The sequence below is a fragment of the Propionivibrio sp. genome (assembly GCF_029255185.1).
Taxonomy (GTDB): Bacteria; Pseudomonadota; Gammaproteobacteria; order Burkholderiales; family Rhodocyclaceae; genus Propionivibrio.
Genome location: NZ_JAPUVO010000071.1, coordinates 18,454 through 42,437, shown reverse-complemented (window position 1 = coordinate 42,437; position 23,984 = coordinate 18,454). Strand labels below are relative to the sequence as shown.

The window sequence follows — 23,984 nt, the reverse complement described above, 5'->3', positions numbered from 1 at the left end:
TCTCGTATGGCTCAGGCTCTGGTACTCTTTCATTGTGAATCTCCTTTCTCTTGGCAGAGATCAGAAATTCACGCAGACCGTCGTAAAGGTCAAACCTTGGTGAGTCCCCCGGCAGAGCCGGGGGCTTACCTCTATGAGTTACCACCTAGCGTACGGAATGAAGTACGGACAGGATACCCGGGTCGCTGTTGCCTTGAGTCAGACCCCGACCAGTTTCTATGCCGGCAACCCGGCTCTTGGCCAGGCAGTCAATTCATCAACGGCGTCTAATATGCTGCTTGGTGTGACGCACAAACTCAATGAGTCATGGACCGGAGGCGTATCGGTGGGTCAGCTCAGTGAAAAGAGTGGCATCCTGGGCGCCAGCTACCAGGAAAACTCAGTGCTGAGCCTGGGTGCCAACCACACCACCAGCCTAGGTCTGTCCCTGGGGTATTCGTTCAATGCCTACAACAGCCTGCTGGCCGAAGCCGGTTTCGGGTTCACCAAGGCCGCTAGCGGTGGCGGCCTGTTGGCCGGAACGACGGACATTCAGTCCCGATCCTACGGCATGACCTTCCTGTCAAAACATCTCATCACCAAGGACGACACCCTGGCAATCTCGGTGAAACAGCCGCTGCGCATCGTTTCCGGGAAAGTCGGCGTGATCACGACCGGCATCGACGATGCCGGAGTAGCGCTTTATTCGACCGAGATGACCAGCCTTGTCCCCACCGGCCACGAGAGGGACTTCAAGATGGCCTATGACACCCCGTTAAAGAAGAACCAGTCGCTCAGCCTACAACTGAGCGCCCGCCAGGACGTGATGAATGTCGCCGGCAGCCGTGATGCTAGCGTGGGCGCCATCTGGTCGTCGAGGTTCTAAATCAAACGCAATTCTCTTGCCCCGAGGCCCGATGGTTTCTGGCCTCCAGATGAAGGCGTTGGCGCATATCGCCAAACGGGTTGCCGAATCCTAGCCCATTCGTTAGTATCCCCGATCGCCGCGCAAGAATTTAGATCGGGGGGGTTGTGTTGCGTATTGTCGTAGCGCCTGATTCATACAAGGGCAGTGTGTCAGCGCTGGGCGTTGCCCAGGCCATGACACGCGGGATCCTGCAGGTCTTTCCGGATGCCGAAGTGCGCCAGCTTCCGATCGCCGACGGCGGCGAAGGAACGGTCGAAGCCCTGGTCAGCGCGACCGGCGGACAGTTTCGACACAGCCCGGTCACCGGCCCCTTGGGCGAAATAATCTCGGCGCAGTGGGGCATCCTTGGCGATGGCCAGACCGCAGTTATCGAGATGGCGGCCGCCTCGGGCCTACCGCTAGTGCCTATCGGCCGGAGAAATCCGCAGATAACGACGACCCTCGGGACAGGAGAGCTGATTTGTGCAGCGCTCGACGCCGGACTGCGCAGGATCATCATAGGCATTGGCGGCAGCGCGACTAACGACGCTGGCATGGGAATGGCCCGCGCCCTTGGTGTCCGCTTCACTGACGCCGAAGGTAACTCACTGCCCGAAGGCGGAGCGGCACTGGCCAGACTATGGCGCATCGACACGACTGGCCTTGATCCCCGGCTGCTGGAAACACAAATCACCGTCGCCTGCGACGTGGACAACCCGCTTTGCGGCCCGCGTGGCGCCTCGACTATTTTTGGCCCGCAAAAAGGAGCGACGCCGCAAATGGTCGCTGAACTCGACTCGGCGCTGGCGCATTTTGCCATCTGCGCACAGGAAGCAACTGGACGCCAGGTGGCTTGGCAGGCGGGAGCGGGAGCTGCCGGCGGGCTGGGGGCCGGACTGCTATTTTTCACCTCGGCAAAACTCAAGCCGGGGGTCGACATCGTTCTTGATGCTGTTGGTTTTGCCGGGATTGTCAGAGAAGCCAGCTTCGTCATGACCGGCGAAGGCCGTACCGACTTTCAGACCGCGTTCGGCAAGGCGCCGGTAGGGGTGGCGAGGGTCGCCCGACAGTTCGGGGTACCGGTCTTCTGCCTGTCCGGCGGGCTGGGCAAAGGCGCGAATGATGTGCTCGCGCAAGGCATCGATGCACTCATGAGCATTTGTGACCGGCCGATGACGCTGGACGAATGCATGAGCTCGGGAGAAGCGCTGATTGAGTCGGGCGCGGCGCGCCTGTGCCAGATCATCAGGGCGGCCCGGCTGGACCGGTAACCGATTTTTTCAAAGGCAGGAAACTTTCAGGAGGAACAAGTCATGGTACAAGGTCCGATGCTACTCGTTATTCTGGTGATAGCCATTGTGATGATTGTCGTGCTCATCTCCAGGTTCAAGGTACACGCTTTTCTATCTTTGCTGGCAGCATCTTTTTTTGTCGGCATCGCCGCAGGGATGAATCCGGTCGAGGTCACCAAGACCATCATGAAGGGTTTCGGCGGTACTGCTGAAAGAATCGGCATCGTCATCATCGCCGGCACCATCATCGGCGTCTTTCTCGAGAAAACCGGCGCCGCGTTGACCATGGCCGAAACTGTGCTGAAACTGGTTGGCCCCAAGCGTCCGGCGCTGGCCATGAGCATCATCGGCTATATCACCTCCATTCCCGTATTTTGCGATTCCGGATTTGTCATCCTGTCGGCCTTGAACAAATCGCTGTCGAAAAAATCCGGCGTCTCCATGGCGGTCATGGCCACCGCGCTGTCGACCGGTTTGTATGCCACGCACACTCTGGTCCCACCGACGCCCGGCCCGATCGCGGCGGCCAACAACCTGCATGCCGACCTCGGCATGGTGATTGCGGTCGGCCTCATTGTGGCGATTCCGGTGGCCTATGCCGGATACCTTTGGGCAATCAAATTTGCCAGCCAGTACGAGGTTCTGGCGGAGACCTCGGTGAGCTACGAGGAGTTGCTGGAAAAATTCAAAACCCTGCCCAGCGCATTTGCCGCATTTACACCGCTGGTTCTGCCCATCGTTCTCATCGCGTTGAAATCGGTAGCCAATTTTCCCGGACTTCCATTCGGAAATGGCACGCTGAAAATTGCCATCGATTTTGTCGGCGAGCCGATGATTTCCTTGTTGCTTGGCGTTTTGTTCTGCTTTTCACTGGTGCCAAAACTCAACGAAGAAGTGTTGTCCGGCTGGGTCGGCGATGGCCTCAGGGATTCCGCTGCCATCATCATGATCACTGCCGCCGGCGGTTCGCTCGGCGCGCTGCTCGCGGCGAGCAAAATCGCCGACTATCTGGGTTCGAGCCTGGCTGTTTTCAACCTCGGCATTTTCCTTCCCTTCGTCATCGCCGCAGCATTGAAAACCGCGCAGGGGTCATCAACGGTTTCCCTGATCACCACCTCGGCGATTGTCTATCCGCTGCTTGGCTCACTCGGACTGGCAAGCCCGATGGGCGCCGTGCTGGCCACCATGGCAGTAGGTTGCGGTTCGATGATTGTCTCGCATGCCAACGACTCCTACTTCTGGGTCGTTTCGCAATTCTCCGGGCTGAAAGTTGACATCGCCTACAAGTGCCAGACCTTGGGCACACTAATTCAGGGTGTTGTCGGCATTGCGGTAGTTTATGTACTGAAAATCATCCTGTTGTAGTCGCGATGGGGCCGGGCAAGGACCGGCCCCGCATCCACCTAAGCGCTGATCCGCAAACCCGTCTTTTTGAGTATTCGGGTCGAGAACAGAACATCGTAGGAACGGCAGTCGGCGCCGAGCAGCGCCGCAATTTGTTCTACTTTGTCCAGCACTTCCTGGCGCGAACTGCCGTGTGTCATGGCGAACAGGTTATACGGCCAGTCCGGGAGCTGGCGTGGGCGGTGATAACAATGAGTGACGAAGTCCAGCGCGCCGATGCGTTCACCGAGTTGGTCAATGCGCGCATCGGGAACGTCCCACACACTCATGCCGTTAGCTGTGTAGCCAATGGCATAGTGGTTGGGCACCGCCCCGATGCGCCGTATCACGCCACTGTCCAGCATGCGTTGCAGACGCCGGATGACCTCTTCGGCAGAAATACCGAGTTGCTCGCCAAGTATCTGGTAGGGGTGCGAATGCAACGGCAATCCACCCTGCGTCGCCGCGACCAGGCGACGGTCAAGCGCATCGGACGACGCTTTTTCCGCGTTCATGTGCGGACCTGCAACTTCATTTCAACGAAGTATTCCCTGAGTTTCGGAAAAGGGTAAACGGGCAGGCCCGTCGCTGCCTCGATTTTTTCCAGCGCCGCAGCAATCCCGTCCGTTGTCTCGGTGGCCAGCACGAACCACATATTGAAATCGCAGCCTTTCCCGCTTTCACGCTGGTAGTTGTGCGCAACCTCGGGCAAGGCATTGACGGTAGCCACCACGGACGTCCAGTTTTCATCAGGCACGCGCATTGCGGCAAGAACAAAGGCGCCGCCCATGCGCTCGATCTGAAACATCGGACCAAAACGAGTCAGCACCCGCGCATCAAGCAGTCGCTGCAAGCGTGTCAGCAACTCGTTTTCATCGATGCCCAGGGCGCTGGCGGCTTCGGCGTAGGGCGCTGCGCAGAGGGGAAAGTCACCTTGCAGGTGGTCAATGATGGCCCGATCGATCGCGTCAAGTGGCGGACTGTGCGCCGCCTCAGGCATAACGGGCGCCGTTCTGCTTGAAGCGGGTCAGCGAAAACAGAATGTCGTGAGCATAGTCCGTCAGCGTCAGCCGCTGCCGCAGTTCGGCGATTTTCGCCTGCACCTCCTCGCGCACCTGTCCATGGATCATGCAGAACAGGTTGTACGGCCAGTTCGGCAACACGCTTGGCCGCTGGTAACACAGCGTAATTCCCGGTTCGCGGGCGAGCAGTTCGCCAAGCCGGGCAACATCCTCATCTGGAATAGCGTGCACCAGCATGGCATTGGCGCCGTAGCCCAATTCATGATGGCGAACGACAACGCCAAAACGCTTGATGACGCCCTCGGCGCACCAGCGACGAATACGCTCAAGAACCTCGCTTTCGTCGCAACCGACCCGACTGGCAAGCACGGAGAAGGGCCGGATGAAGAGCGGCAAGCCTTCCTGCAAGGCCATCACCAGGCGGCGCTCGATCTCGTCAAGCACCGTCGGCGGCGAGAAGCTTGCGGCGCGCACCGAGGTGTTCGATAACTTGTCATCCTTGCCGTCGAGGGGAAAACCGAGGTCGATGTGGTATTCCCTGATCAGCGGCAGCGGCAAAATCGGATAACCGGCGGCCCGCGCGATGGCGCCGAGCGCTGCCTGCAGGCGCCCCTCGGAACCGGCGGTGACGACGAACCACAGGTTGTAGTGGTGCTCGCGTTCGTAGTTGTGATTGACCTCAGGGAAGCGGTTAACCGCATCGGCTACGACGCCCAATTTTTCCGGGGGGACGGCCATTGCCGCCAGCGTGCTGGCGCCAATGCGCTTGGGCGCGAAGACTGCACCGACACGCGCGATCTTGCCCTCACGCCGCAGTTGCTCAAGCATGCGCAGGACAACGCTTTCGGCAACGCCAAGCCGGGCAGCGAGCTCAGCAAAGGGCGCCGAGCACAAGGGAAAGTTGCGCTGAAAATCATTCAGCAGTTGGAAGTGCAGTGAAGTATCAGCGGTGTTTTCGAGCATTGGCATCAGAACCCCATCCGGCCGGCGCGACTGGTAAAGAATATGCCACTGGGCGACTGTGCGGCAAATTCTCCGATTTTGGCAAACGTTGCCGTATTGTAAATCAGCACTTTGTTGTCGTCGCGTGCTGAGAGCCAGACGTGTTCGCCACGCGGTGTGAATTCCATGTGCAGAATGGCTTTCCCCGGTTCGAAGGTTTTTACAAGCTGCCCGCTGAGTGTATCTATGACTTCAACCCACGAATTATCGGGGAAGGCGTAATTGACCCAGACCTGCCGCCCATCCGGCCTGGCCATGACGAACACCGGTTGCCCCCTGACCTTGATGCGGCCGACTTCCTGCCAGGTGCTGGCATCGACCACCAGGACTTCGTGCCGCCCGATGGCCGGCAAATAGGCTTTGCCCTGCGCCATTGACCAACCGCGCAGATGCGGCATCTTGAATACCGGGAGTTTTTCCTCGCCGCGCCCGTAGCCATTGAGAATCTTGCGGGCGCCCTCTTCCGTCCGCCAGGTATCGAGCAGCGCGATCCCGTCCTCACCGAACAGGCCGGCCAGATAATAGCGGCCATCGGGCGTCACCAGTCCATCGTAGGGCTGGGCTCCTGCCGGAAAGCGCTGGGTTCTGGGTTTTCTCGGGTCGGAAAAATCGCTGATCCAGATTTCCCCGCCTTCGAACAGGGCGTAGGCAAAACGGTTGCCTGACAGGTCGGCCAGGCCCACCACCTTGGAGAACTGCCCTGGCGCATATTCAGCCGGCACTTCCGAGAGCAGTTCGAGCGTTTGCGCGTCGAAAGCCTTGATGCCCCCGGGAGTGTAATTTTGTGCAACGACAATGCGGCCGTCCTGCGAGATCGAACCACCAATGGCGTTACCTGACTGCATCACACGGTTGACGATGCGTCCTTCCAGCAGATCAACCTTGGTCAGGCCGCCATCACGGCCAAAAACAAAGGCATAGCGTGCGTCGCGTGAAAAAACGACGGAAGCATGCGAAATGTCGCCCACTCCGGAAATTCGCGCATAGGGCGCGCGCGCGCTGGTATCGACCAGGCTCAGATGGCCGCTGGCCCGTTCAATGACCAGCCCAAGGTCGCCGGTTCCGCGCAACGATGGCGCCGCACAGCCCCCCACGACAAACAACAGACTCAAAACAAAAAACTTAAGCATCGCCATTCCCCAGCATTCCCGTAACACGGGAATCATGCGCTATCCCTTATGGGAATGCTTTAGTTTAGGTCAAAGGAATTCTGGATGCTGTCCGGTAAAACCAGGGTAATAGCGTAAATGCCAATATCACAAACAGTCGAAGCAGCTATGCCTCCGCGCTATTTGGTTTCTGCAGCGCGATTCTTACGGCATCTTCACCGACATCGGGGCACACTTTCTCGATAAAAGCGGAAGCATAGCTGCGCAGATAGGTGCCGCGGCGAACAGCAAGACGCGTGGTATTCGGCGGAAACAGGCCGGGGGCCGGCATCAGTGCGAGATCCCTGTCCTTTTCCGGATCGTAGGCCATTGAGGCAACGATGCCAATGCCGAGGTCCAGCTCGACGTAGGTTTTGATCACATCCGCATCAATGGCCGAAAGCACGATGTCCGGAACAATCCCCGCATCGGCAAAGGCTTTGTCGACATGCGCCCGGCCGGTGAAGCCCTCATGGTAGGTGATGATTGGGTACTCGCTGAGCGCTTCGAGCGTCAACGCTCCCGATGCTTGCAGCAGCGGGTGGTCGCGCCGCACAATAATCGCGTGCTGCCAGTTGTAGAACGGAAACGTCGCCAACTCCAGCGATTCGTCAAGGCCCTCGGTGGCAATGCCAACGTCGGCAGCACCAGAAATTAGCATGTCGGCAATTTCCTTCGGACTGCCCTGATGCAGCGCGAGGTGAACCTTCGGATAGTCCGATTTGAACCATTTGATGATTTTTGGCAGCGCATAGCGTGCCTGGGTATGTGTCGTGGCGACGACGAAATGTCCGGTTTCGCGACTGGCGAACTGGTCGGCAATGCGGCGCAGGTTATGGGTGTCGACCAGAATCCTGTCGACCACCTGTACCAGTTCCTTGCCCGGCTCGGTCAGGCCGATCAGGCGCTTGCCGCGTCGTACGAAAATTTCGATACCAAGCTCGTCCTCCAGATCTTTGATGTGCTTGCTGACGCCCGGCTGCGAGGTGTAGAGCGCATTGGCCACCTCGGTCAGGTTGAAATCCTGGCGTACCGTCTCGCGGACGATGCGCAGTTGCTGGAAGTTCATCTTTTCTTCTCCTATGCTGCTGCCAGTTGCGGCGTCGCCAATTTTGCAGATTCGGCCGGAAACACGCGGATGCGCTGCGGCTTCAGCCGCACGCGGTCGCCTTCCTGCACACCAAGCTGGCGCAGATAATCGCGGAAGACCGTGACTTCAACGTGTTCGCCATCGTCACGCGTCAGCTCGACGGTAGCCAACGCGCCTGAACTGACGATACGCAGTACATGCGCAGGCAAGCCATCCTGCACTTCGCCGTCGTCCACCAGCAATTGCACTTCGTGTGGGCGGACGTAGCCGATGGCCGAGGCATCGTGCGCCAGATCGTGTGCTTCCAGTTGCAGTGCATGATCGCCGACGCGCAGCTCCTGTCCGTCGACCCGGCCGTGAAAGAGATTCACCGAGCCAAGGAAACCATAAACAAAGGGCGATGCCGGATGGTCGTAAACTTCGTCCGGCGTGCCGATCTGCTCGACCTTGCCGTGATCCATCAGCACCACGCGGTCGGCCACTTCGAGCGCTTCTTCCTGATCGTGCGTGACGAAAATGCTGGTGATGTGCAGTTCGTCGTGCAACTGGCGCAGCCAGCGGCGCAGTTCCTTGCGCACCTTGGCATCGAGTGCACCGAACGGCTCGTCGAGCAGCAGCACGCGGGGTTCGACGGCAAGCGCGCGAGCCAGCGCGATGCGCTGCCGCTGCCCGCCGGAGAGCTGCGCCGGATAACGGTCAGCCAACCAGTCGAGCTGGACGAGTTGCAGCAGATCCTGCACCTTGCGCCGGATTTTGGCATCGCTCAAACGCAGATCGCGATGCTTTACGCGCAGCCCGAAAGCCACGTTGTCGAACACTGTCATGTGGCGAAATAGGGCGTAATGCTGGAAGACGAAGCCGACCTCGCGCTCGCGCACGTGCAGCTTGGAGGCATTGACGCCTTCGAGGAAAACCTCGCCGCTGTCGGCCTTTTCGAGCCCGGCGATGATGCGCAGCAAAGTTGTCTTGCCACAGCCCGACGGCCCGAGCAGGGCGACCAAGTGGCCCGAGGGGAACTCCAGTGTCACGTCGTTGAGCGCGGTGAAACTGCCGAAGCGCTTGTTGATGTTGCTAACCGAGATACTCATTTTTCGCCTCTTTCAATAAACGCATTCTGTTGCCCGCCGTCGGCAGCGTGCCATTCGATCAGGCTCTTCACGCCCAGCGTTAGCAGCGCTAACAGGGCGAGCAGGGTGGCCACCGCGAAGGCGGCGACAAAGTTGTATTCGTTATAAAGAATCTCGACCTGCAACGGCATGGTGTTGGTTCTGCCGCGGATGTGGCCGGAAACCACCGATACCGCGCCAAACTCGCCCATCGCCCGTGCATTGCAGAGAATCACCCCGTACAGCAGGCCCCACTTGATGTTGGGCAGCGTCACCTGACGAAAGGTCGTCCAGCCGCTGGCGCCGAGAACGACGGCGGCCTCTTCCTCGTCGGTCCCCTGCGCCTGCATAAGCGGGATCAGCTCGCGCGCGACGAAGGGGAAGGTCACGAAAACGGTGGCCAGAACAATGCCCGGCACGGCGAAAAGAATCCTGATGTCGTGCGCCTCGAGCACCGCTCCGAACCAGCCCTGTGCGCCAAAAAGCAGTACGTAGATCAGGCCGGAAATAACCGGCGACACCGAGAACGGCAGGTCGATCAGCGTGATCAGGAACTGCTTACCGCGAAACTCGAACTTGGCGATGGCCCAGGCCGCAGCGACGCCGAACACGAGGTTGAGCGGTACGGCAATCGCCGCCACCAGCAGCGTCAGCTTGATCGCAGACAGCGCGTCGGCATCGACGACGCCAGCGGCGTAGGCCGACCAGCCCTTTTTGAACGCCTCGGCGAATACGGCGGCAAGCGGCATCAGCAGAAAGAGGCCAAAAAAGGCAAGTGCCAGCGCAATCAGCACGGCACGCACCCAGAAAGCTTCGCTCGTGGCAGGACGCCGCCTGCTCGCATCGGGAGTCGAAAAGAAGATGTTGGAAATCGCGCAAATCACGCTTGTCGTCGCTGCGGCCATGATCAGATCCTTTCGTGACTGCGCTGGGTCCACGCCTGCAGCACGTTGACCAGCAGGAGAAGGATGAAGGAGAAGAACAGCATGACTGCGGCAATGGCGGTGGCGCCGGCATAGTCGTACTGCTCAAGTTTGGTAATGATCATCAGCGGCGTGATTTCCGATACCATCGGCATGTTGCCGGCGATGAAGATGACCGAACCGTATTCGCCGACGGCGCGCGCGAAAGCCAGCGCGAAACCGGTCAACAGGGCTGGCGTGAGGTAAGGTAGGATGACATGCAAGAAAGTCTGCCAGCGATTGGCGCCCAGGCAAGCGGCGGCTTCTTCGACCTCGGCTTCGAGATCCTCAAGCACGGGCTGTACGGTACGCACGACGAAGGGCAGCCCGATGAAGACTAGTGCGACAAGCACGCCCACCGGCGTATAGGCGACTTCGATGCCCAGTGAGGCAAGCACGCTGCCGATCCAGCCGTTGTTGGCGTACAGGGTAGCCAGTGCGATGCCGGCAACGGCCGTCGGCAGAGCGAACGGCAGGTCGATCAGCGCATCAATCAGGCGCTTGCCGGGAAAACGATAGCGCACCAGCACCCAAGCGAAGATCAGGCCGAAAACCACATTGATGGCTGCCGCGATCAACGATGCACCGAAACTCAGTTTGAACGAGGCGAGCACGCGCGGGTGGGTGACCACGCGCCAGACGCCCTCCCAGCCAAGCGAGGACGATTTCAGAAAAACAGCGGCAAGCGGGATCAGAACAATCAGGGCGAGATAGATCACCGAGTAGCCAAGAGCCAGTGAAAATCCCGGCAGGACACTGTGCTTGCGAAAAAAGAAGGCTCTGCGCGGCGCGCGTATCGGCTGATATGCTGCCTGAAGCGGCAGGGTAATTGTTGTCATTTTGGGCAGCCTTGCTTGGTGTGCGAATGCGGCGAGTTTATGACGGCCGGGATAGATGTAAAACGAATCAGTTGTTCTACTTGCGACCCGGCTCATAAATCTGATCGAAGGAGCCACCGTCGGCGAAATGGGTCTTCTGCGCCTTGTCCCAGCCACCGAAGACCTCATCGATGGTGATCAGGTTGACCTTGGCGAACTGTTTGGCGTACTTGGCCGCGATCTTGGCGTCACGCGGGCGGTAGTAGTTCTTCGCGGCGATCTCCTGCCCTTCGGGCGAGTAGAGGTGCTCGAGGTAGGCGGTGGCCACCTTGCGCGTTCCTTTCTTATCGACCACCTTGTCGACCAGCGAAACGGGAGGCTCGGCAAGAATCGAAAGCGACGGCGTGACAATATCGAATTTTTCCGGACCGAGTTCCTTCACGGCCAGGTAGGCTTCGTTTTCCCAAGCCAGCAACACATCACCGATACCGCGTTCGGTGAAGGTCGTGGTTGAACCGCGCGCGCCGGAATCGAGCACTTTGACGTTCTTGAAAATATTGCCGACAAATTCCTTGGCCTTCTCCTCGTTACCGCCGGGCTGCTTGAGCGCGTAGGCCCAGGCCGCCAGATAATTCCAGCGTGCGCCGCCGGAAGTCTTGGGGTTCGGCGTGATGACGGCGATGCCGGGCTTGATCAGATCGTTCCAGTCCTTGATCTGCTTGGGATTACCCTTGCGCACGAGGAAAACGATGGTCGACGTGTAGGGCGAGGCGTTCTGTGGCAGACGTTTCTGCCAGTCGGCCGGAATCAGGTTCTTCGTGGTCAGCGCGTCTACGTCGTAGGCCAGGGCCAGTGTCACGACATCGGCATCGAGGCCGTCGATGACTGCCCTTGCCTGTTTGCCGGAGCCGCCATGCGACTGGTTGATGGTCACGACGTCGCCGCTTTTCGCCTTCCAGTACTTGGCGAAGGCGCCGTTGTACTCTTGGTACAACTCGCGCGTCGGGTCATAGGACACGTTGAGCAGCTTGACGTCGGCGGCTAATGCGTTGCCGCCGAACAGCGCAGCAGCCGCAAGGGCGATGGTAAGTGCTTTGAATTTCATGATGATGACTCCTGAGTGATGGCGTAGAACGGAGTCTAGGGAAGTCGTTGCCCGATGCGAACGAATCTTTCCTTATTTGCTTATGCTTCAACGCTCAATCAGGTTGAACGGCCCTTGCCCTGAGCCTCCACCGACTCCGGCGCACTGATTTCATAGCCGTACCCCCGTAGCAGGCGCAGCGCGCGGGCAAGGCCCCGGAGGTGCATCTCGCTATTGCGGCTGACACGGCGAACGTGAATGTTTTCAGGCGCCAACTCACAGCCGTGCCCAGCCAGCCATTCGATGATCGTTTTCATCCCCTTCTCGCCGATACACTCCGCCAGCCTGAGACGACGTAAACCGAGCTGGGCAACTTCCTCGGGCGTGAACTCGGGCCGATCAAAAATCTTGCGCAGGGCATTGCGCTGTAGAGTCGGTAGCGTGCTTGCCGGTGACGGCGCAGCGCTTTTTCCGGCGCTGGCGGCAAGCATGGCGCTCTCTGCAGATACCCGTTTTGTCATGGACGTTTCCTGAACAACTTCCGGGCAGTTGTTTGTTATCCGGCCGCCTTCCGTCCTGTGCTCCATGCCAAGCGCTGCACCACCGACACCAGCAGGTCGACCTCTTCGCAGGTGTTGTAGAACGCCAACGACGGACGTACCGTGGCCTCGACGCCAAAGCGGCGCAGGATCGGCTGCGCGCAGTGATGCCCCGAACGCACGGCAATGCCTTCCTGATTGAGCGCCTTGCCGACCTCCTCGGTCGTATGGCCGTTGAGCACGAAAGACGCCACACTGGCCTTGTCGTCCGCCGTACCGATCAGGCGCACGCCGGAAATCGACGCCAGGCCGCGCGTCGCATAGGCCAGCAAATCGTGCTCGTAGCGCGCGATGTTCTCCAGGCCGATGCGCTCGACATAATCCAGCGCTGCGCCCAGCCCCACCGCATCAGCGATGTTGCCGGTACCGGCCTCGAACTTGTTCGGTGCCGGCTGGTATAACGTGCGCTCGAAGGTGACGTCGGCAATCATGTTGCCGCCGCCCTGCCACGGCGGCATCGGTCACCGTGCCGAGCGCGTTGGAAACCTGCGTGATCGCCACCAGCTTCGTCCTGTCGTTGAGCAGCTTCTGGTACTCGCCAAGCAGGATTTGTCCGCTGTCGTCAACCGGGATGACGCGGATCCTGGCACCCTTCTCGGCTGCCAGTTGCTGCCACGGCACGATGTTGGCGTGATGTTCGAGCAACGAAACGACGATCTCGTCGCCGGCCACGATGTTCTGGAACCCCCACGTTTTGGCCACGAGGTTGATTGCTTCCGTCGCGCCGCGAACGAAGATCACTTCATCGGCCGAACCGGCGCCGATGAAATGCGCCACCTTGTTGCGCGCCGATTCGTAGGCATCGGTCGCGCGCGCCGCCAGTTCATGCGCCGCACGGTGAATGTTCGAATTCTCGTGGGCGTAAAAATAAGCGAGACGGTCGATAACGGCCTGCGGCTTCTGCGTCGTTGCGGCGTTGTCGAACCACACCAGTGGACGGCCGTTGACGCGTTCCTGCAAAATCGGGAAGTCGCGCCGGATGGCGGCCACATCGAAGGGTGGGCGGGCCGTCAGTCCGGCTGTCGGAATGCGAGCCGCGTCCAGAAAATAAAAATTTCCCGTAGTTGACGGCTGGCCGAGGGATTCGACCGGTTGGCGATCGGACGCTATTTCAGCCAGCAAGGACTTTAGCTCGCCTTCACCAGGCAGGCCGAAAGCCTGCGCGACAACGCGGTTTTCCGGAGCGGACGGCGTAGCGCTAGCCAGTTCTGGCACCGACGCACCCAGGGAAGAATCGAGCGAACCCGGCAACCGGCGGAAGAACTCGGATGCCAGCCGCCCAAGCGTCGCTTCGTCAGGCAGACCTTGCAGCGGCGCGCCGCCCAGTCCCTCGACGCCATTACTTGTAGGTGTCGGAATAGTCATGGTACTTGCCGATCTCCACATCTTCGAGGACTGCCAGCGCATCCGGCACCAGAACGGCCAGTGAGCAATACAGCGAAATCAGGTATGACGCGATGGCGTTGCGATTGATACCCATGAAGCGTACCGACAGGCCCGGACTCTGTTCGCCGGCAAGCCCTGGCTGGAACAGGCCGACGACGCCCTGACGCTTCTCGCCAACGCGCAGCAGCAGAATCTTGGTCTTGCCACCGTCGACCGGAAGCTTATCCGACGGCACCAGCGGGACGCCACGCCAGGTCAGGAATTGGGCGCCGAACAGCGAAACGGTTGGCGGCGGAACGCCACGGCGGGTGCATTCGCGACCAAAGGCCGCAATCGCCAGTGGGTGGGCCAGGAAAAAAGCAGGCTCCTTCCAGACCCGGGTCAGCAGGTCGTCAAGATCGTCCGGGGTCGGGGCGCCGGTCAGCGTCGAGACGCGCTGCTCATCGGCAACATTGGCCAGCAGCCCGTAATCCGGGTTATTGATCAGCTCTGCCTCTTGACGCTCCTTGATCGTTTCGATGGTCAAGCGCAGTTGCTCCTTGATCTGGTCATGCGGGCTGCTGTACAGGTCGGAGATGCGGGTGTGGACGTCGAGAATGGTGCTGACGGCATTCAGGAAATACTCGCGTGGTTGCTCGTCGTAATCGACAAAGGTCTGCGGCAGTTCCGACTCGTCGCGTTGCGAGCAGGCAACACGCACGTCACGCGGATTCTTGACCTGGTTGAGCCGGTAAATACCGGCCTCGACCGGCAGCCATTGCAGCAGGTGAACCAGCCAGCGCGGGCTGATCGTTGATAGCTGTGCGGTGGTTTTGGTCGCATTGGCTAATTGCCGTGCGGCGGCATCGCCAAGGGCGGTCGCTTCGGGGTGTTGTGCCATCAGTGCTCTCCTTAGATCAAAAATTAAAATGCTTATAAGAAATAATGGACGGTCATTGTCGAAAGTCGGCGCCTGTGCTTCAACATGCTATAGCCATCAACCGACATCTCTGGCTGGCTGCTTTTCGCAATGAGCCAGCAATCCGGACAGTTGAACTTCAAAAGCCGAGGCCAGCTTGGCTGCGGTCGCCAGGGATGGAATCACATGCCCTCGCTCAAGTTCGCCGAGATAGGAGCGGTTGAGATCGGCCTTTTCCGCCAGCAATTCCTGCGACCAGCCGTGGGATTTGCGAAAGTGGCGGACGGCAGAACCGAAGTTGTCGATCAATTGGTTCATTGGCTGATCTTTCCAGCACCACCCGGTTCATGCTGCAAGCTGGCCTGCGAAACATGGCTCCCCGGGGGGATGCTTCGGGTCAGCCAGACGTTGCCACCGATGCTTGAGCCACGACCGATGGTAATCCGCCCGAGAATGGTGGCGCCGGCATAGACAACGACTTCATCCTCCAGAATTGGATGGCGCGGCGCCCCTTTCTCCAGCGCACCGCCTTCATCTTGCGTAAAGCGTTTTGCACCAAGCGTGACGGCCTGGTAAAGGCGAACGCGCTGGCCAATGATGGTGGTTTCTCCAATCACAACCCCCGTCCCGTGGTCTATGAAGAATCCGGGGCCAATCTGCGCGCCCGGGTGGATATCGATGCCGGTACTCGAGTGCGCGATTTCTGAAATGATGCGTGCAACCAGCGGCACGCCCTGTACGAACAGGGCATGGGCCAGACGGTAATAAATCACGGCCAGGATGCCCGGATAGCAAAGCAGGACTTCGTCGACACTGCGTGCCGCCGGATCACCCAGATAGGCCGCCTCAACGTCGGCGTCAAGCAGATTGCGCAAGGCCGGCAAGCGGCGGGCAAAATTCTTGACAATCGCGGCGGCATCCGCCTCGACGCCTTCCTTTTCCTTGCAGTGCAAACGCCGGTTGTAGCCGAGCTCGAGCTGGACCTGCTGGAACAAGGCATTCAGGGACTTGTCGAGCGTATGGCCGACGTAAAAATCCTCACCTTCCTGATGCAGATCGGGCGGACCAAGACGCATCGGGAAGAGCACACCGCAGAGAGACTCGGCGATTTCCTTCAGGGCCTCGCGTGATGGAAATTCGCGGACAGCGAACTCGCGGCTGCGCTGCCGCGCCGCCCGCCAGTGATCGCGTGCGGTGTGCAACTGCGCAACGATTTCCTTGACGCCCCAGCCCCCGACTTGTTCATAAGCCAGTGACGAATCGGCTGCAGCGTGTCTCATGCCGGCAACCCGGCCTCGTTGAAAAGACCCTCGAAGAGGATCGAACTCAGGTAGCGCTCGCCGGAATCCGGCAGGATGACGACGATCGTTTTCCCCTTGTTCTCCGGCTGTTGCGCGACGCGCACCGCCACCGCGACGGCGGCGCCGCTGGAAATGCCAGAGATGATGCCCTCCTCTCTGGCCAGCCGGCGAGCGTAAAGCACCGCATCCTCATTCGTCACCTGCTCGACCGCATCGACCAGGCCAAGATCGAGGATCTGCGGCACAAAGCCAGCGCCGATGCCCTGTATTTTGTGCGGCCCCGGCTTGAGCGGCTCGCCGGCCCGTGTCTGCGTCAGCACCGGGCTAGCGCTGGGTTCGACGGCAATCGACTGGATCGGCTTGCCGCGCGTCTGCTTGACGTAACGGGAGACGCCGGTGATCGTGCCGCCGGTGCCGACACCGGAGACGAAGATATCGATTGCACCGTCGGTTGCTTCCCATATTTCCGGGCCGGTAGTCGCTTCGTGAATGGCCGGATTGGCCGGATTCTTGAACTGCTGCAGCAGCACGTACTTGCCCGGATCGGAGGCGGCGATTTCCTCGGCCTTGGCGATGGCGCCGCTCATCCCCTTGGCGCCTTCGGTCAGAACCAGTGTGGCGCCGTAGGCCGCGAGGAGTTTGCGCCGCTCGACACTCATCGTTTCGGGCATCGTCAGCGTCAGCGGAATACCGCGCGCTGCAGCAACAAAGGCCAGCGCGATACCGGTATTGCCACTGGTCGGCTCGACCAGTTCCTTGCCGGGACCAAGGAGACCCCTGCGTTCGGCATCGTCGATCATCGCCGCACCAATCCGGCATTTCACCGAGTAGGCCGGATTGCGCCCCTCGATCTTGGCCAGCACCGTGGCGTCGGCGCCATCGGTCACACGATTGAGGCGAACGAGCGGCGTATTGCCGATTGATTTCGCGTTGTCTGCAAACCATTTTGACATGCTGCTTCCTTTCGATTAATCCTGCACCCAGGGCAGTGCGGCATAGCGCCAACCGTTGAAGGCGCCGCGACGCTGCTGCTCGTCAAGATCGCCCTCGAACCCTTCGAGAATGTTGAACACGTGGAGAAAACCTGCTTTGGTCGCCGCTTCGGCGGCGGCTGCGGAGCGCTTGCCGCTGCGGCAGAGCAGCACAATGACTTCGTCCTTGCTCACCTTCGATTCCAGTTCCTTCGTGAAGCGCGGATTGCGCGACAGCGAGATGCCGCTCATCCACGCGACATGAAGGCTGTCGGGAACGCGGCCGACGAATTTGAGCTCCTCGGCGCTGCGCACATCGACCAGACGCGCTTCACCTTGCGCGAAAAGTGCCCACGCTTCAGCGGGAGCGATACTGCCGGCATAGGGCAGTTGGATCTGTTCGGCACGCTGGCGGGCGCTGGCAAGAATCGCCAGTTCGTTGCCGCCGGTCGCCGCAGATTTTGCAGGGGCGGTCGGCAAAGGAACCGCCTGGACATGGCGATCGATAAGCGCACTTGGCATTTGAACCTCCTTTTTCAGTGGCAGGAACCGGCCGCCTTGTAGCTGCCGACCGGATGGTGTGACGGCAATTTACTGGTCGGCCAACGATCGAAAGGCCCGACCGGGCTAATTTCCCAGACCGGCGTGTTATGCCACTTGCCGAAGGCGGCCGTCGAATAACCGTTCTGACGCAGCACTTCGGCGACGGACACGGTGTCCTTGTTCCACACCGAGTTGTAACCCGGATAGCCGGCGGCCGAATCGGCCACCACGCCATGACCGACTTGGTGGTGGTTACGGCCGGTGAGCAAGGCCGCACGACTCGGCGAACAAAGCGCCGTGACGTGGAAGGCATTGTACTTGAGGCCATCGGCCGCCAGCTTTTCCAGGGTCGGCGTCTGTGCAACGCCACCAAAGGTGGTCGACGCCGAAAAACCGACATCGTCGAGCAGGACCAGCACGACGTTGGGTGCGCCGGGGCGGGCCTTCGCTTCTTCCGGCCAGTCCGGTACCGACTTGTCGCGCAAGACATCGACTTTGCCCTTGAATGCGGCCGGCGGTTTGGGCAGCACCTCCAGTGCGCTGGCGCTGACCATGCCCAGGCAAGCGACCGCACCGGCAAGCAAGGTCTTCCATGTTCTCAGCAGTTCCATCGTTCCTCCCGAAAAACGGCGACGCCACCCGTCCAGAACTGCTGCGCGACGCCGGCTATCACTTGATGTAATCCGGCGCACTTGCCACCCGCTGCACCTTGATCAAGGGCTTCTTTTCGCCGGCCCGAACCTCCAGCACCTTCAAGCGGTTCTGTTCCGGAGCAATGCGGCAAACGGTGAAGGGTGAGACTGCGCAAGGTCGGTTGAACGCCTTGTTGAAGTCGAGCGTCACCCCGTCGTCTTCGCCCTTTTCGATGGGTACGACGCGCCCGCCCGCGTAGGTGGTCTTGCCGGTGGTGGCATCGAAGAAAAAGGCGACCCGGCCTTCGGCGTTTTCTTCCAGCACATCCAGCGAATACTCGTGCCCGTCGCGGACGAAGGTCACATAGCCCGGACTGGGTGCGCTGCGTGTGCCGCCGACAGCGCTATCGTAGGGAATGATCTTCGCCTGCGGGTAGGCGACATAGTGGCCGGGCACTCGCCAGTCTTCGTCGACCGGAAACCACTGTTGCCCGGCGAAATCGCGGCGCAGGGCACTGTTCGGGTCACTCACCTGGATCGCCTGTCCCTGCTCGCTGTTGATCAGCGAGAGCTTCAGGCGGCCGATCTCGACGGCCGCTTTGGTGCTCTTGCCATCATTGGCCAGAAGCGCAGTTTTAACCCGCGCACCATTGACCGAGACGGGCGCGTCTGCGCTCACTTCCAGACTCGTCGTACCGCCTTCGACCTTGACGACGCCGAGGCGTGCCGGCGCGACATCCGGCGGCAAGGGCACTTCGCTGGCCGGATGCGAACCGATGCGATTGTTGCCGTCATGCAGCCAGAAGAGGCCGACAATCGACAGGACACCATACGGGGCGCGCAGGCGCTGCTCGGAGTCCTGCCGCCATTGCTCCAGTGCCGATTTGTAGCTGCTGTCCGCTGTGCCGGCGTGGCTGCTGGAGACGCTGGCCAAGGTCAGCGCGAGCGGGATGATGAGTTTTCGTAACGGCATGTGTAGCTCCTTCTTCGTGGATAAATGCCTGAATTGCCGGACCGGTCAAACCGGTGCGGCCGGTTTCTTTTTGCCTGTCGCCTCCTGCAGCCATTGCTTGAGCCGGCGCTCATCAATTGGCCCGGCATGGCGTTGCAAGATCCTGCCCTGGGCATCGACCAGCAGGGTGAAGGGCAAAGCGCCGGAACGGTTGCCGCTGTCCTGCATCAGGGCCGGCCCCTGTTCCTCCGCCAGCAACAGCGGATAGGCGATGCCGGCCTGCCGGGCGAACTCGCGCACGTCATCGGCGTTGTCCAGCGCAACGCCAATGATCTTGACGCCTTGCCTGCGCCATTCCCGGTGAGCTCCGCGCAGGACGGGAATTTCACTGCGGCAGGGCTGGCACCAGGTCGCCCAGAAATTGACCACACGCAGCTTGCCGCGCCAGTCGTCAAGGCGGTGCGTTTGCTTGTCGATGCCGGGCAGCGGTGTTTCGAGAAACGCCGCTGCCGGCTCGGCGCGCACCGGCAGCGCCAGCAGAAGACCTACCATGCCCAGCGGCAGGAAGCGGCGGCAGAGGGATTGCGTACTGGAGTCGCGCATCCTCGTTCCTTGGTCAGAACTGCTTGGCACGCAGCACTACGCCGATATAGCGCCGGTCGCCGGGCGTTGCCGTGATCGCCGCCTGATTGCTGTAAGTGCCGATATTAGTGACGTAATGCTGGTCGGCCAGGTTCTTGCCGACCAGGGCCAGTTCCAATTTGCCGTCGCTGGTCTGGAGGCCGATACCGGCATCGACGATGCTGTAGGCATTGAGCCAGCCAAGCTCTGCCAAGCCGGCGTTGTAGTTGGTTCTCCCGTGGTAGGTCGTGTTGCCAAAGGCATGCAGCAGGTAGCCGCCGGTGATCGGTGTCCGGTAGTCGAAGCCGAGGCTGGCGCTAAGCTTCGGCGCGAAGGGGAGTTGCTTCCCGGTGTAGTCGCACTGCTGCTGTCCGCTCGGCTGCCCCGAGATGTCCGAGGCACAAGGCGCATTGCTGAAGCTGGAGTAGAAGGCCCGGTTATAGGCGCCACTGAAATTCACCGCCAGATTTTTCAGCAATGCGAAGGAGCCTTCCAGTTCGACGCCACGCAAGGTCACCCCCTCGACGTTGCCCAGATAGGTGCGAAAGCCGGTGGCGGTGGTGGCATCGACTACCGTCAGGTTCTGCTGGTAACCCTTGATGTGGGTTTCGTAGAAATTGCCGTTTAGAACCAGCCGGTGATCGGGCAAACTGGATTTGAAGCCCAGTTCGAAATCGAGCGCCTTTTCCGGATCAACGTTCTGCGGTGCCAGGGTCGTCGTGTTGAACTGCACCGAACCGGATTTTTCGCCGTAGCCGAGCGAGGTGTACAGCAGGGTATCCTGGTTCAGCTTGTAGCTTGGATTGATCAGCCAGGCGTAGGAGGTGGCGTCGATTTTCTTCCCGGCAACCGCACCCTGCCCCGACAGTTGCGTCTGACGTACTGCCCTGGCCGCAGCGATTTGCGCCGCCGTGGCGCCGTTGTATACGCCAGCGATACCGTTGCCGGCCCCATCCAGGGTAGTCGCTGCCAGATTGGCGGTGAATGCCGAATCGTTGGCGATGAAATTGTTGTAGCTGTTTTCCTTATTTTCATGCGTGCGGCGCAGGCCGATGGTCAGCGTCGCCTTATCCGTGGCATGCCAGTTCAGTTGACCGAACTCGGCAACGCTGTTGGTGTTCGGCTGGGCCGGCCGGTTGGTGTACAGGCCGCGCAAGGAATCCTGCAGCAACTGCCGGCCGACTGCCGATGTGTTCAGGCTGTTGTAGCTGGCAGCGGTGGCATAGAAGGCGCCGGCATCGGCGCCGAAACGGAAACGATCCAGCGCGTCAACTTCGGACTTGAGCAGGTAGACGCCGGCGGTGTAGTCGATGTCCTTGCCGATACTCGAGCTGACGCGAAATTCCTGCGAGAGCTGTTTCTGGTTGATCAGCGCGCCAAACTGGGTGATGTCGAAACGCGACCAGTTCGCATTGTTGGCGTCGAACAGCGAATCGCGATAGGCGGAGATCGAGGTGAAGGTCAGGTCGTCGACGTTCCAGTTCACCTCTGCCGACAGGCCGTTGGAGGCACTGCGCGTCGGCCGCGAGCCGCTGTTGTCGACCGTGTCCCAGTTGTCCACCAGCGGCTTGTAGCCGCCGAACCACGGGCGTGCCAGCCGTGAGGTGTAAGTCAGGGCCGTGCCCGCCGTGCGCGATGTGCCATTGGGAAAGAAGGCCGGGTCACCGAACAGCGGTGGGTCGGTAAAGGCGATCAGTTCCGCCGATTGCTGCCGGTCGGCGCTGATGCGCACCGATAGATCGGCGCTGGGCAAGAGCAGGAATTGCAGCCGTCCGCCCTCGCGGTTTCTTTCGCCGAATGTTGCGTTGGCTTGCTGCGGGGCAATGTCGTTGAACGGCCCGTCCTGCCGTTCGACAAAAGCCGAGGCGCGATAGGCCAGGACGCCATCCTGGACGGAGCCGCCGACGCTCGCCTTGAGGCCCTGTGTGTGGCGTTCGCCGGCCGACAGTTCGAACGACGACTCGGGGCTGAAGCTTGGCGCCTTGGTCACAATATTGACCACGCCGAGCGTCGTGTTCTTGCCAAGCAGCGTTCCTTGCGGGCCGCGCAAGACCTCGACGTGATCGAGATCGGGGAAGTTGCCCCACGACTGGCTGATGAAGGCGCTGGGAACGCCGTCGATGATGACGCCGACGCTCGGTTCCAGCGCATCGTTGGCGGTGTTCTTGCCGACGCCGCGGATGGAAATGCTGGTCTGGCGGGCATTGGGCACGTGTGCCTGCAAATTGGGCGCCAGCTTGGCGAAGTCCTGAAAGGCCACCGCGTTGTTGTTTTCGAGCGTTTTGCCGGTGATCGCCGACACCGGGATCGGCACGTCCTGCAACTTTTCGGCCCGGTCGCGGGCGTGCACAACGATCTGATCCAGGGTCTGCACGGGTTCCACGTTGTCCGCCGCCTGAATCTGACCGGAAGCGAGCAGGAAAATGGCGGCAGCGATGCTCGCCCGGCCACTACTTAACTGTCTTTTTTCCCCGACGCCGTAGGGCGTCTTCGTACGCTTGATGCGCTGTTTCATTATTTCTCCAGATCGATTGGTAAAAGAAAAACATTGCGAAATTTGGGTCAGATGAACTGCTCGCCGCCAGCCAGCCCGATCTTAGTCAGCCCCAGTCGTTGCACGGTGGCCATGACATAGGCAACCGTCCTGTAGCTGACCCGTTTATCCGGGCGGACATGAAGTTCCGGCTGTACCGGCTGGAGCGCGGCGGCCTGCAATCTGGCTTCGAAAGCGGCCGCCTGCGTTACGGCCTCGCTGTTCCAGCGAATGGTGCCGTCCGCGTCGATATCGATCTTCACCACCTCGGGCTTGACGAGCGGCGGCGGTGGATTGCCGGCCGGCATGTTGAGGTTGACCGAGTGCAGCTGGATCGGAATGGTGATGATCAGCATGATCAGCAGCACCAGCATGACGTCGATCAACGGCGTGGTGTTGATCTCCGACATCACCTCCAGGTCGGCTGAAGCGCTGCCGTTTCCAGAATTCATCCCCATGAATAACTTCCTCCAAAAAATATGGGCCGGGTCAACCCCGGGGCGGTGGCTCGGTGATGAAACCGATCTTGACGATTCCCGCCCGCTGGCAGGCCAGCACGACCCGCCCGACGTGTTCATAGCGGGCACTGCCATCGCCACGGATCTGAACTTCCGGCTGGGGATCGGTAACTGCGATCTGCTTTAGTTTTTCCACCAGTCGTTCGGTGTTGCCGACCCGCTGGTCGTTCCAGTACACGCCGCCATCCTTGTCTACCGAAAGGTTGATGTTTTCCGGCTTGGTAATTCGCGGCTGATTGGTCTCCTTGGGCAGATCCAGCGGGATCGTCTGGGTCACCACGGGAATGGTGATCAGGAAAATGATCAGCAAGACGAGCATGACGTCCACCAGGGGAGTGGTGTTGATGGCGGAGACGACTTCGTCATCACCATCCAGGCTGATCGACATGCTCATGACTTAGCTCGCGAACGCAACGTTGAGGATACGCACCGGTGATGCCTTGACCGGCGATATGGCATTGGCGGCATCGCCGAGAATGACGCCATGCAGATCGATGCCAAAGCTGCGCACCTTCTCCAGCGCCGCCTTGTTGCGGCGAACCAACCAGTTGTAGCCAAGCACCGCTGGCACAGCGACAGCGAGGCCGATGGCGGTCATGATCAACGATTCGCCGACCGGCCCGGCGACCTTGTCGATCGATGCCTGACCGGCGATGCCGATCGCCGTCAGCGCGTGATAAATTCCCCAGACCGTACCGAAGAGACCGACGAAAGGCGCCGTCGATCCGACCGTGGCGAGGAATGCCAGACCATCCTGCAGGCGGCTCTGGATATTCTCGATCGAGCGCTGGATCGATTGGGAAATCCAGTCGTTCAGATTGATATGGCCGCGCAGTCCGTGGTGGTTAGTGATCGCCTCCTGGGCCGAGGCGGCGATGTAATGGAATGGACTCCCCGCCTTGAGCGTGTCAACGGCCTGGCCCAAACCGCCGGCAGTCCAGAAATTGTCGTTGGCCGCCTTGGCGTATCTGCCAAGCTTCGCCTGCTCGTAGAGCTTGGTAAAGACAATGTACCAGCTGCCGATCGACATGATGACGAGGATGCCCAGCGTGGTCTTGGCGACGATATCGCCACCTTTCCACAAGGCATCAAGTCCATAGGGGTTATCCACGCTCTCCCTGGTGGCAACTGCCTCGGCCGGCTGGGCAAAGGCGCCGGGTAGCGCCACTGTCATCGACGACGATGCAATCAGGAGGGCGGTAAGCAAGGCTCGGGTTCGATGTTTCAAAAACATGAC

Annotated in this window: 27 protein-coding genes; 3 read left to right on the top strand and 24 right to left on the bottom strand. The window is 60.3% G+C overall.

Annotated features, from left to right (window positions below; translation table 11 throughout):
• Nucleotides 1–133: 133 nt before the first annotated feature.
• The 3 genes from Q1J43_RS03900 (at nt 134) to Q1J43_RS03890 (ending at nt 3,543) form a co-directional block, all read left to right on the top strand.
• A complete protein-coding gene (locus tag Q1J43_RS03900) occupies nt 134–865 on the top strand; it encodes a hypothetical protein (protein WP_301101040.1) in 732 nt (243 codons plus the stop codon).
• A gap of 146 nt (nt 866–1,011) precedes the next feature.
• Nucleotides 1,012–2,157, top strand: coding sequence for a glycerate kinase (locus Q1J43_RS03895; protein WP_301101039.1), 1,146 nt, complete (start codon nt 1,012–1,014; stop codon nt 2,155–2,157).
• Between the two features lie 42 nt (nt 2,158–2,199).
• Nucleotides 2,200–3,543, top strand: coding sequence for a GntP family permease (locus Q1J43_RS03890; protein WP_301101038.1), 1,344 nt, complete (start codon nt 2,200–2,202; stop codon nt 3,541–3,543).
• Nucleotides 3,544–3,581: 38 nt separating this feature from the next.
• Here Q1J43_RS03890 and Q1J43_RS03885 read toward each other — a convergent pair whose 3' ends face one another.
• From Q1J43_RS03885 to Q1J43_RS03775, 24 genes are all read right to left on the bottom strand, one after another.
• Entirely contained in the window at nt 3,582–4,076 is a 495-nt protein-coding gene (locus Q1J43_RS03885) for an AsnC family transcriptional regulator (protein ID WP_301101037.1), read from the bottom strand.
• Nucleotides 4,073–4,561 carry an AsnC family transcriptional regulator gene (locus tag Q1J43_RS03880; protein ID WP_301101035.1) on the bottom strand — a complete coding sequence of 163 codons (489 nt, stop codon included), beginning with the start codon at nt 4,559–4,561 and terminating at the stop codon, nt 4,073–4,075. Before Q1J43_RS03880 ends, Q1J43_RS03885 begins: the two co-directional genes overlap by 4 nt.
• Complete coding sequence (locus tag Q1J43_RS03875; RefSeq protein WP_301101034.1) at nt 4,554–5,552, bottom strand: Lrp/AsnC family transcriptional regulator; 999 nt, start codon at nt 5,550–5,552, stop codon at nt 4,554–4,556. The genes Q1J43_RS03880 and Q1J43_RS03875 overlap by 8 nt, the downstream gene beginning before the upstream one ends.
• Nucleotides 5,552–6,715 (bottom strand): cytochrome D1 domain-containing protein, encoded by a 1,164-nt coding sequence (locus tag Q1J43_RS03870; RefSeq protein ID WP_301101041.1) that lies wholly within the window; start codon nt 6,713–6,715, stop codon nt 5,552–5,554. Before Q1J43_RS03870 ends, Q1J43_RS03875 begins: the two co-directional genes overlap by 1 nt.
• Before the next feature lie 145 nt (nt 6,716–6,860).
• Nucleotides 6,861–7,802 (bottom strand): CysB family HTH-type transcriptional regulator, encoded by a 942-nt coding sequence (locus tag Q1J43_RS03865; RefSeq protein WP_301101033.1) that lies wholly within the window; start codon nt 7,800–7,802, stop codon nt 6,861–6,863.
• An 11-nt stretch (nt 7,803–7,813) separates the two neighbouring features.
• Nucleotides 7,814–8,911 carry a sulfate ABC transporter ATP-binding protein gene (locus Q1J43_RS03860; protein ID WP_301101031.1) on the bottom strand — a complete coding sequence of 366 codons (1,098 nt, stop codon included), beginning with the start codon at nt 8,909–8,911 and terminating at the stop codon, nt 7,814–7,816.
• Entirely contained in the window at nt 8,908–9,834 is a 927-nt protein-coding gene (gene cysW, locus Q1J43_RS03855; protein WP_301101030.1) for a sulfate ABC transporter permease subunit CysW, read from the bottom strand. Before cysW ends, Q1J43_RS03860 begins: the two co-directional genes overlap by 4 nt.
• 2 nt (nt 9,835–9,836) lie before the next feature.
• A complete protein-coding gene (gene cysT / locus Q1J43_RS03850; protein WP_301101029.1) occupies nt 9,837–10,730 on the bottom strand; it encodes a sulfate ABC transporter permease subunit CysT in 894 nt (297 codons plus the stop codon).
• Between the two features lie 76 nt (nt 10,731–10,806).
• Nucleotides 10,807–11,814 carry a sulfate ABC transporter substrate-binding protein gene (locus tag Q1J43_RS03845; protein ID WP_301101028.1) on the bottom strand — a complete coding sequence of 336 codons (1,008 nt, stop codon included), beginning with the start codon at nt 11,812–11,814 and terminating at the stop codon, nt 10,807–10,809.
• A 98-nt stretch (nt 11,815–11,912) separates the two neighbouring features.
• Nucleotides 11,913–12,314 (bottom strand): hypothetical protein, encoded by a 402-nt coding sequence (locus Q1J43_RS03840; protein WP_301101027.1) that lies wholly within the window; start codon nt 12,312–12,314, stop codon nt 11,913–11,915.
• Between the two features lie 35 nt (nt 12,315–12,349).
• On the bottom strand, nt 12,350–12,823 hold the full coding sequence (locus tag Q1J43_RS15865; RefSeq protein ID WP_366141836.1) for an aminotransferase class V-fold PLP-dependent enzyme: 474 nt from the start codon (nt 12,821–12,823) through the stop codon (nt 12,350–12,352).
• Nucleotides 12,741–13,757: an aminotransferase class V-fold PLP-dependent enzyme gene (locus Q1J43_RS15860; protein ID WP_366141835.1), complete on the bottom strand. Its 1,017-nt coding sequence runs from the start codon at nt 13,755–13,757 to the stop codon at nt 12,741–12,743. Before Q1J43_RS15860 ends, Q1J43_RS15865 begins: the two co-directional genes overlap by 83 nt.
• The gene (locus Q1J43_RS03830; protein ID WP_301101026.1) at nt 13,732–14,658 is read right to left on the bottom strand and encodes a family 2A encapsulin nanocompartment shell protein; all 927 of its coding nucleotides are present in this window, start codon (nt 14,656–14,658) and stop codon (nt 13,732–13,734) included. Before Q1J43_RS03830 ends, Q1J43_RS15860 begins: the two co-directional genes overlap by 26 nt.
• A gap of 96 nt (nt 14,659–14,754) precedes the next feature.
• Nucleotides 14,755–14,994 (bottom strand): helix-turn-helix transcriptional regulator, encoded by a 240-nt coding sequence (locus tag Q1J43_RS03825; RefSeq protein ID WP_301101025.1) that lies wholly within the window; start codon nt 14,992–14,994, stop codon nt 14,755–14,757.
• Nucleotides 14,991–15,956 carry a serine O-acetyltransferase EpsC gene (gene epsC, locus Q1J43_RS03820; RefSeq protein WP_301101024.1) on the bottom strand — a complete coding sequence of 322 codons (966 nt, stop codon included), beginning with the start codon at nt 15,954–15,956 and terminating at the stop codon, nt 14,991–14,993. The genes Q1J43_RS03825 and epsC overlap by 4 nt, the downstream gene beginning before the upstream one ends.
• Nucleotides 15,953–16,930, bottom strand: a complete 978-nt coding sequence (gene cysK, locus Q1J43_RS03815) for a cysteine synthase A (protein ID WP_301101023.1) — start codon at nt 16,928–16,930, stop codon at nt 15,953–15,955. Before cysK ends, epsC begins: the two co-directional genes overlap by 4 nt.
• Before the next feature lie 15 nt (nt 16,931–16,945).
• Nucleotides 16,946–17,470 carry a rhodanese-like domain-containing protein gene (locus Q1J43_RS03810; RefSeq protein ID WP_301101022.1) on the bottom strand — a complete coding sequence of 175 codons (525 nt, stop codon included), beginning with the start codon at nt 17,468–17,470 and terminating at the stop codon, nt 16,946–16,948.
• Between the two features lie 14 nt (nt 17,471–17,484).
• Nucleotides 17,485–18,102 carry a sulfatase-like hydrolase/transferase gene (locus Q1J43_RS03805; protein WP_301101021.1) on the bottom strand — a complete coding sequence of 206 codons (618 nt, stop codon included), beginning with the start codon at nt 18,100–18,102 and terminating at the stop codon, nt 17,485–17,487.
• Nucleotides 18,103–18,160: 58 nt separating this feature from the next.
• Nucleotides 18,161–19,096 carry a DUF1684 domain-containing protein gene (locus Q1J43_RS03800; protein WP_301101020.1) on the bottom strand — a complete coding sequence of 312 codons (936 nt, stop codon included), beginning with the start codon at nt 19,094–19,096 and terminating at the stop codon, nt 18,161–18,163.
• 45 nt (nt 19,097–19,141) lie between these two features.
• A complete protein-coding gene (locus Q1J43_RS03795) occupies nt 19,142–19,678 on the bottom strand; it encodes a TlpA disulfide reductase family protein (protein WP_301101019.1) in 537 nt (178 codons plus the stop codon).
• A 13-nt stretch (nt 19,679–19,691) separates the two neighbouring features.
• Nucleotides 19,692–22,211, bottom strand: a complete 2,520-nt coding sequence (locus Q1J43_RS03790; RefSeq protein WP_301101018.1) for a TonB-dependent receptor — start codon at nt 22,209–22,211, stop codon at nt 19,692–19,694.
• Between the two features lie 47 nt (nt 22,212–22,258).
• Nucleotides 22,259–22,681, bottom strand: coding sequence for a biopolymer transporter ExbD (locus Q1J43_RS03785; protein ID WP_301101017.1), 423 nt, complete (start codon nt 22,679–22,681; stop codon nt 22,259–22,261).
• Nucleotides 22,682–22,718: 37 nt separating this feature from the next.
• Nucleotides 22,719–23,141: a biopolymer transporter ExbD gene (locus Q1J43_RS03780; protein ID WP_301101016.1), complete on the bottom strand. Its 423-nt coding sequence runs from the start codon at nt 23,139–23,141 to the stop codon at nt 22,719–22,721.
• 3 nt (nt 23,142–23,144) lie between these two features.
• The gene (locus Q1J43_RS03775) at nt 23,145–23,981 is read right to left on the bottom strand and encodes a MotA/TolQ/ExbB proton channel family protein (RefSeq protein ID WP_301101015.1); all 837 of its coding nucleotides are present in this window, start codon (nt 23,979–23,981) and stop codon (nt 23,145–23,147) included.
• Between the last annotated feature and the right edge of the window lie 3 nt (nt 23,982–23,984).

Coding starts and splice junctions, on each gene's coding strand:
- Q1J43_RS03840 (WP_301101027.1), bottom strand. CDS start 12,314: ATGACAAAACGGGTATCTGCAGAGAGCGCCATGCTTGCCGCCAGCGCC.
- Q1J43_RS03775 (WP_301101015.1), bottom strand. CDS start 23,981: ATGTTTTTGAAACATCGAACCCGAGCCTTGCTTACCGCCCTCCTGATT.
- Q1J43_RS03885 (WP_301101037.1), bottom strand. CDS start 4,076: ATGAACGCGGAAAAAGCGTCGTCCGATGCGCTTGACCGTCGCCTGGTC.
- Q1J43_RS03875 (WP_301101034.1), bottom strand. CDS start 5,552: ATGCCAATGCTCGAAAACACCGCTGATACTTCACTGCACTTCCAACTG.
- cysK (WP_301101023.1), bottom strand. CDS start 16,930: ATGTCAAAATGGTTTGCAGACAACGCGAAATCAATCGGCAATACGCCG.
- Q1J43_RS03810 (WP_301101022.1), bottom strand. CDS start 17,470: ATGCCAAGTGCGCTTATCGATCGCCATGTCCAGGCGGTTCCTTTGCCG.
- epsC (WP_301101024.1), bottom strand. CDS start 15,956: ATGAGACACGCTGCAGCCGATTCGTCACTGGCTTATGAACAAGTCGGG.
- Q1J43_RS15860 (WP_366141835.1), bottom strand. CDS start 13,757: ATGACTATTCCGACACCTACAAGTAATGGCGTCGAGGGACTGGGCGGC.
- Q1J43_RS03900 (WP_301101040.1), top strand. CDS start 134: ATGAGTTACCACCTAGCGTACGGAATGAAGTACGGACAGGATACCCGG.
- cysT (WP_301101029.1), bottom strand. CDS start 10,730: ATGACAACAATTACCCTGCCGCTTCAGGCAGCATATCAGCCGATACGC.
- Q1J43_RS03795 (WP_301101019.1), bottom strand. CDS start 19,678: ATGCGCGACTCCAGTACGCAATCCCTCTGCCGCCGCTTCCTGCCGCTG.
- Q1J43_RS03790 (WP_301101018.1), bottom strand. CDS start 22,211: ATGAAACAGCGCATCAAGCGTACGAAGACGCCCTACGGCGTCGGGGAA.
- Q1J43_RS03870 (WP_301101041.1), bottom strand. CDS start 6,715: ATGCTTAAGTTTTTTGTTTTGAGTCTGTTGTTTGTCGTGGGGGGCTGT.
- Q1J43_RS03890 (WP_301101038.1), top strand. CDS start 2,200: ATGGTACAAGGTCCGATGCTACTCGTTATTCTGGTGATAGCCATTGTG.
- Q1J43_RS03880 (WP_301101035.1), bottom strand. CDS start 4,561: ATGCCTGAGGCGGCGCACAGTCCGCCACTTGACGCGATCGATCGGGCC.
- Q1J43_RS15865 (WP_366141836.1), bottom strand. CDS start 12,823: ATGATTGCCGACGTCACCTTCGAGCGCACGTTATACCAGCCGGCACCG.
- Q1J43_RS03860 (WP_301101031.1), bottom strand. CDS start 8,911: ATGAGTATCTCGGTTAGCAACATCAACAAGCGCTTCGGCAGTTTCACC.
- Q1J43_RS03830 (WP_301101026.1), bottom strand. CDS start 14,658: ATGGCACAACACCCCGAAGCGACCGCCCTTGGCGATGCCGCCGCACGG.
- Q1J43_RS03805 (WP_301101021.1), bottom strand. CDS start 18,102: ATGGAACTGCTGAGAACATGGAAGACCTTGCTTGCCGGTGCGGTCGCT.
- cysW (WP_301101030.1), bottom strand. CDS start 9,834: ATGGCCGCAGCGACGACAAGCGTGATTTGCGCGATTTCCAACATCTTC.
- Q1J43_RS03865 (WP_301101033.1), bottom strand. CDS start 7,802: ATGAACTTCCAGCAACTGCGCATCGTCCGCGAGACGGTACGCCAGGAT.
- Q1J43_RS03800 (WP_301101020.1), bottom strand. CDS start 19,096: ATGCCGTTACGAAAACTCATCATCCCGCTCGCGCTGACCTTGGCCAGC.
- Q1J43_RS03780 (WP_301101016.1), bottom strand. CDS start 23,141: ATGAGCATGTCGATCAGCCTGGATGGTGATGACGAAGTCGTCTCCGCC.
- Q1J43_RS03845 (WP_301101028.1), bottom strand. CDS start 11,814: ATGAAATTCAAAGCACTTACCATCGCCCTTGCGGCTGCTGCGCTGTTC.
- Q1J43_RS03785 (WP_301101017.1), bottom strand. CDS start 22,681: ATGAATTCTGGAAACGGCAGCGCTTCAGCCGACCTGGAGGTGATGTCG.
- Q1J43_RS03825 (WP_301101025.1), bottom strand. CDS start 14,994: ATGAACCAATTGATCGACAACTTCGGTTCTGCCGTCCGCCACTTTCGC.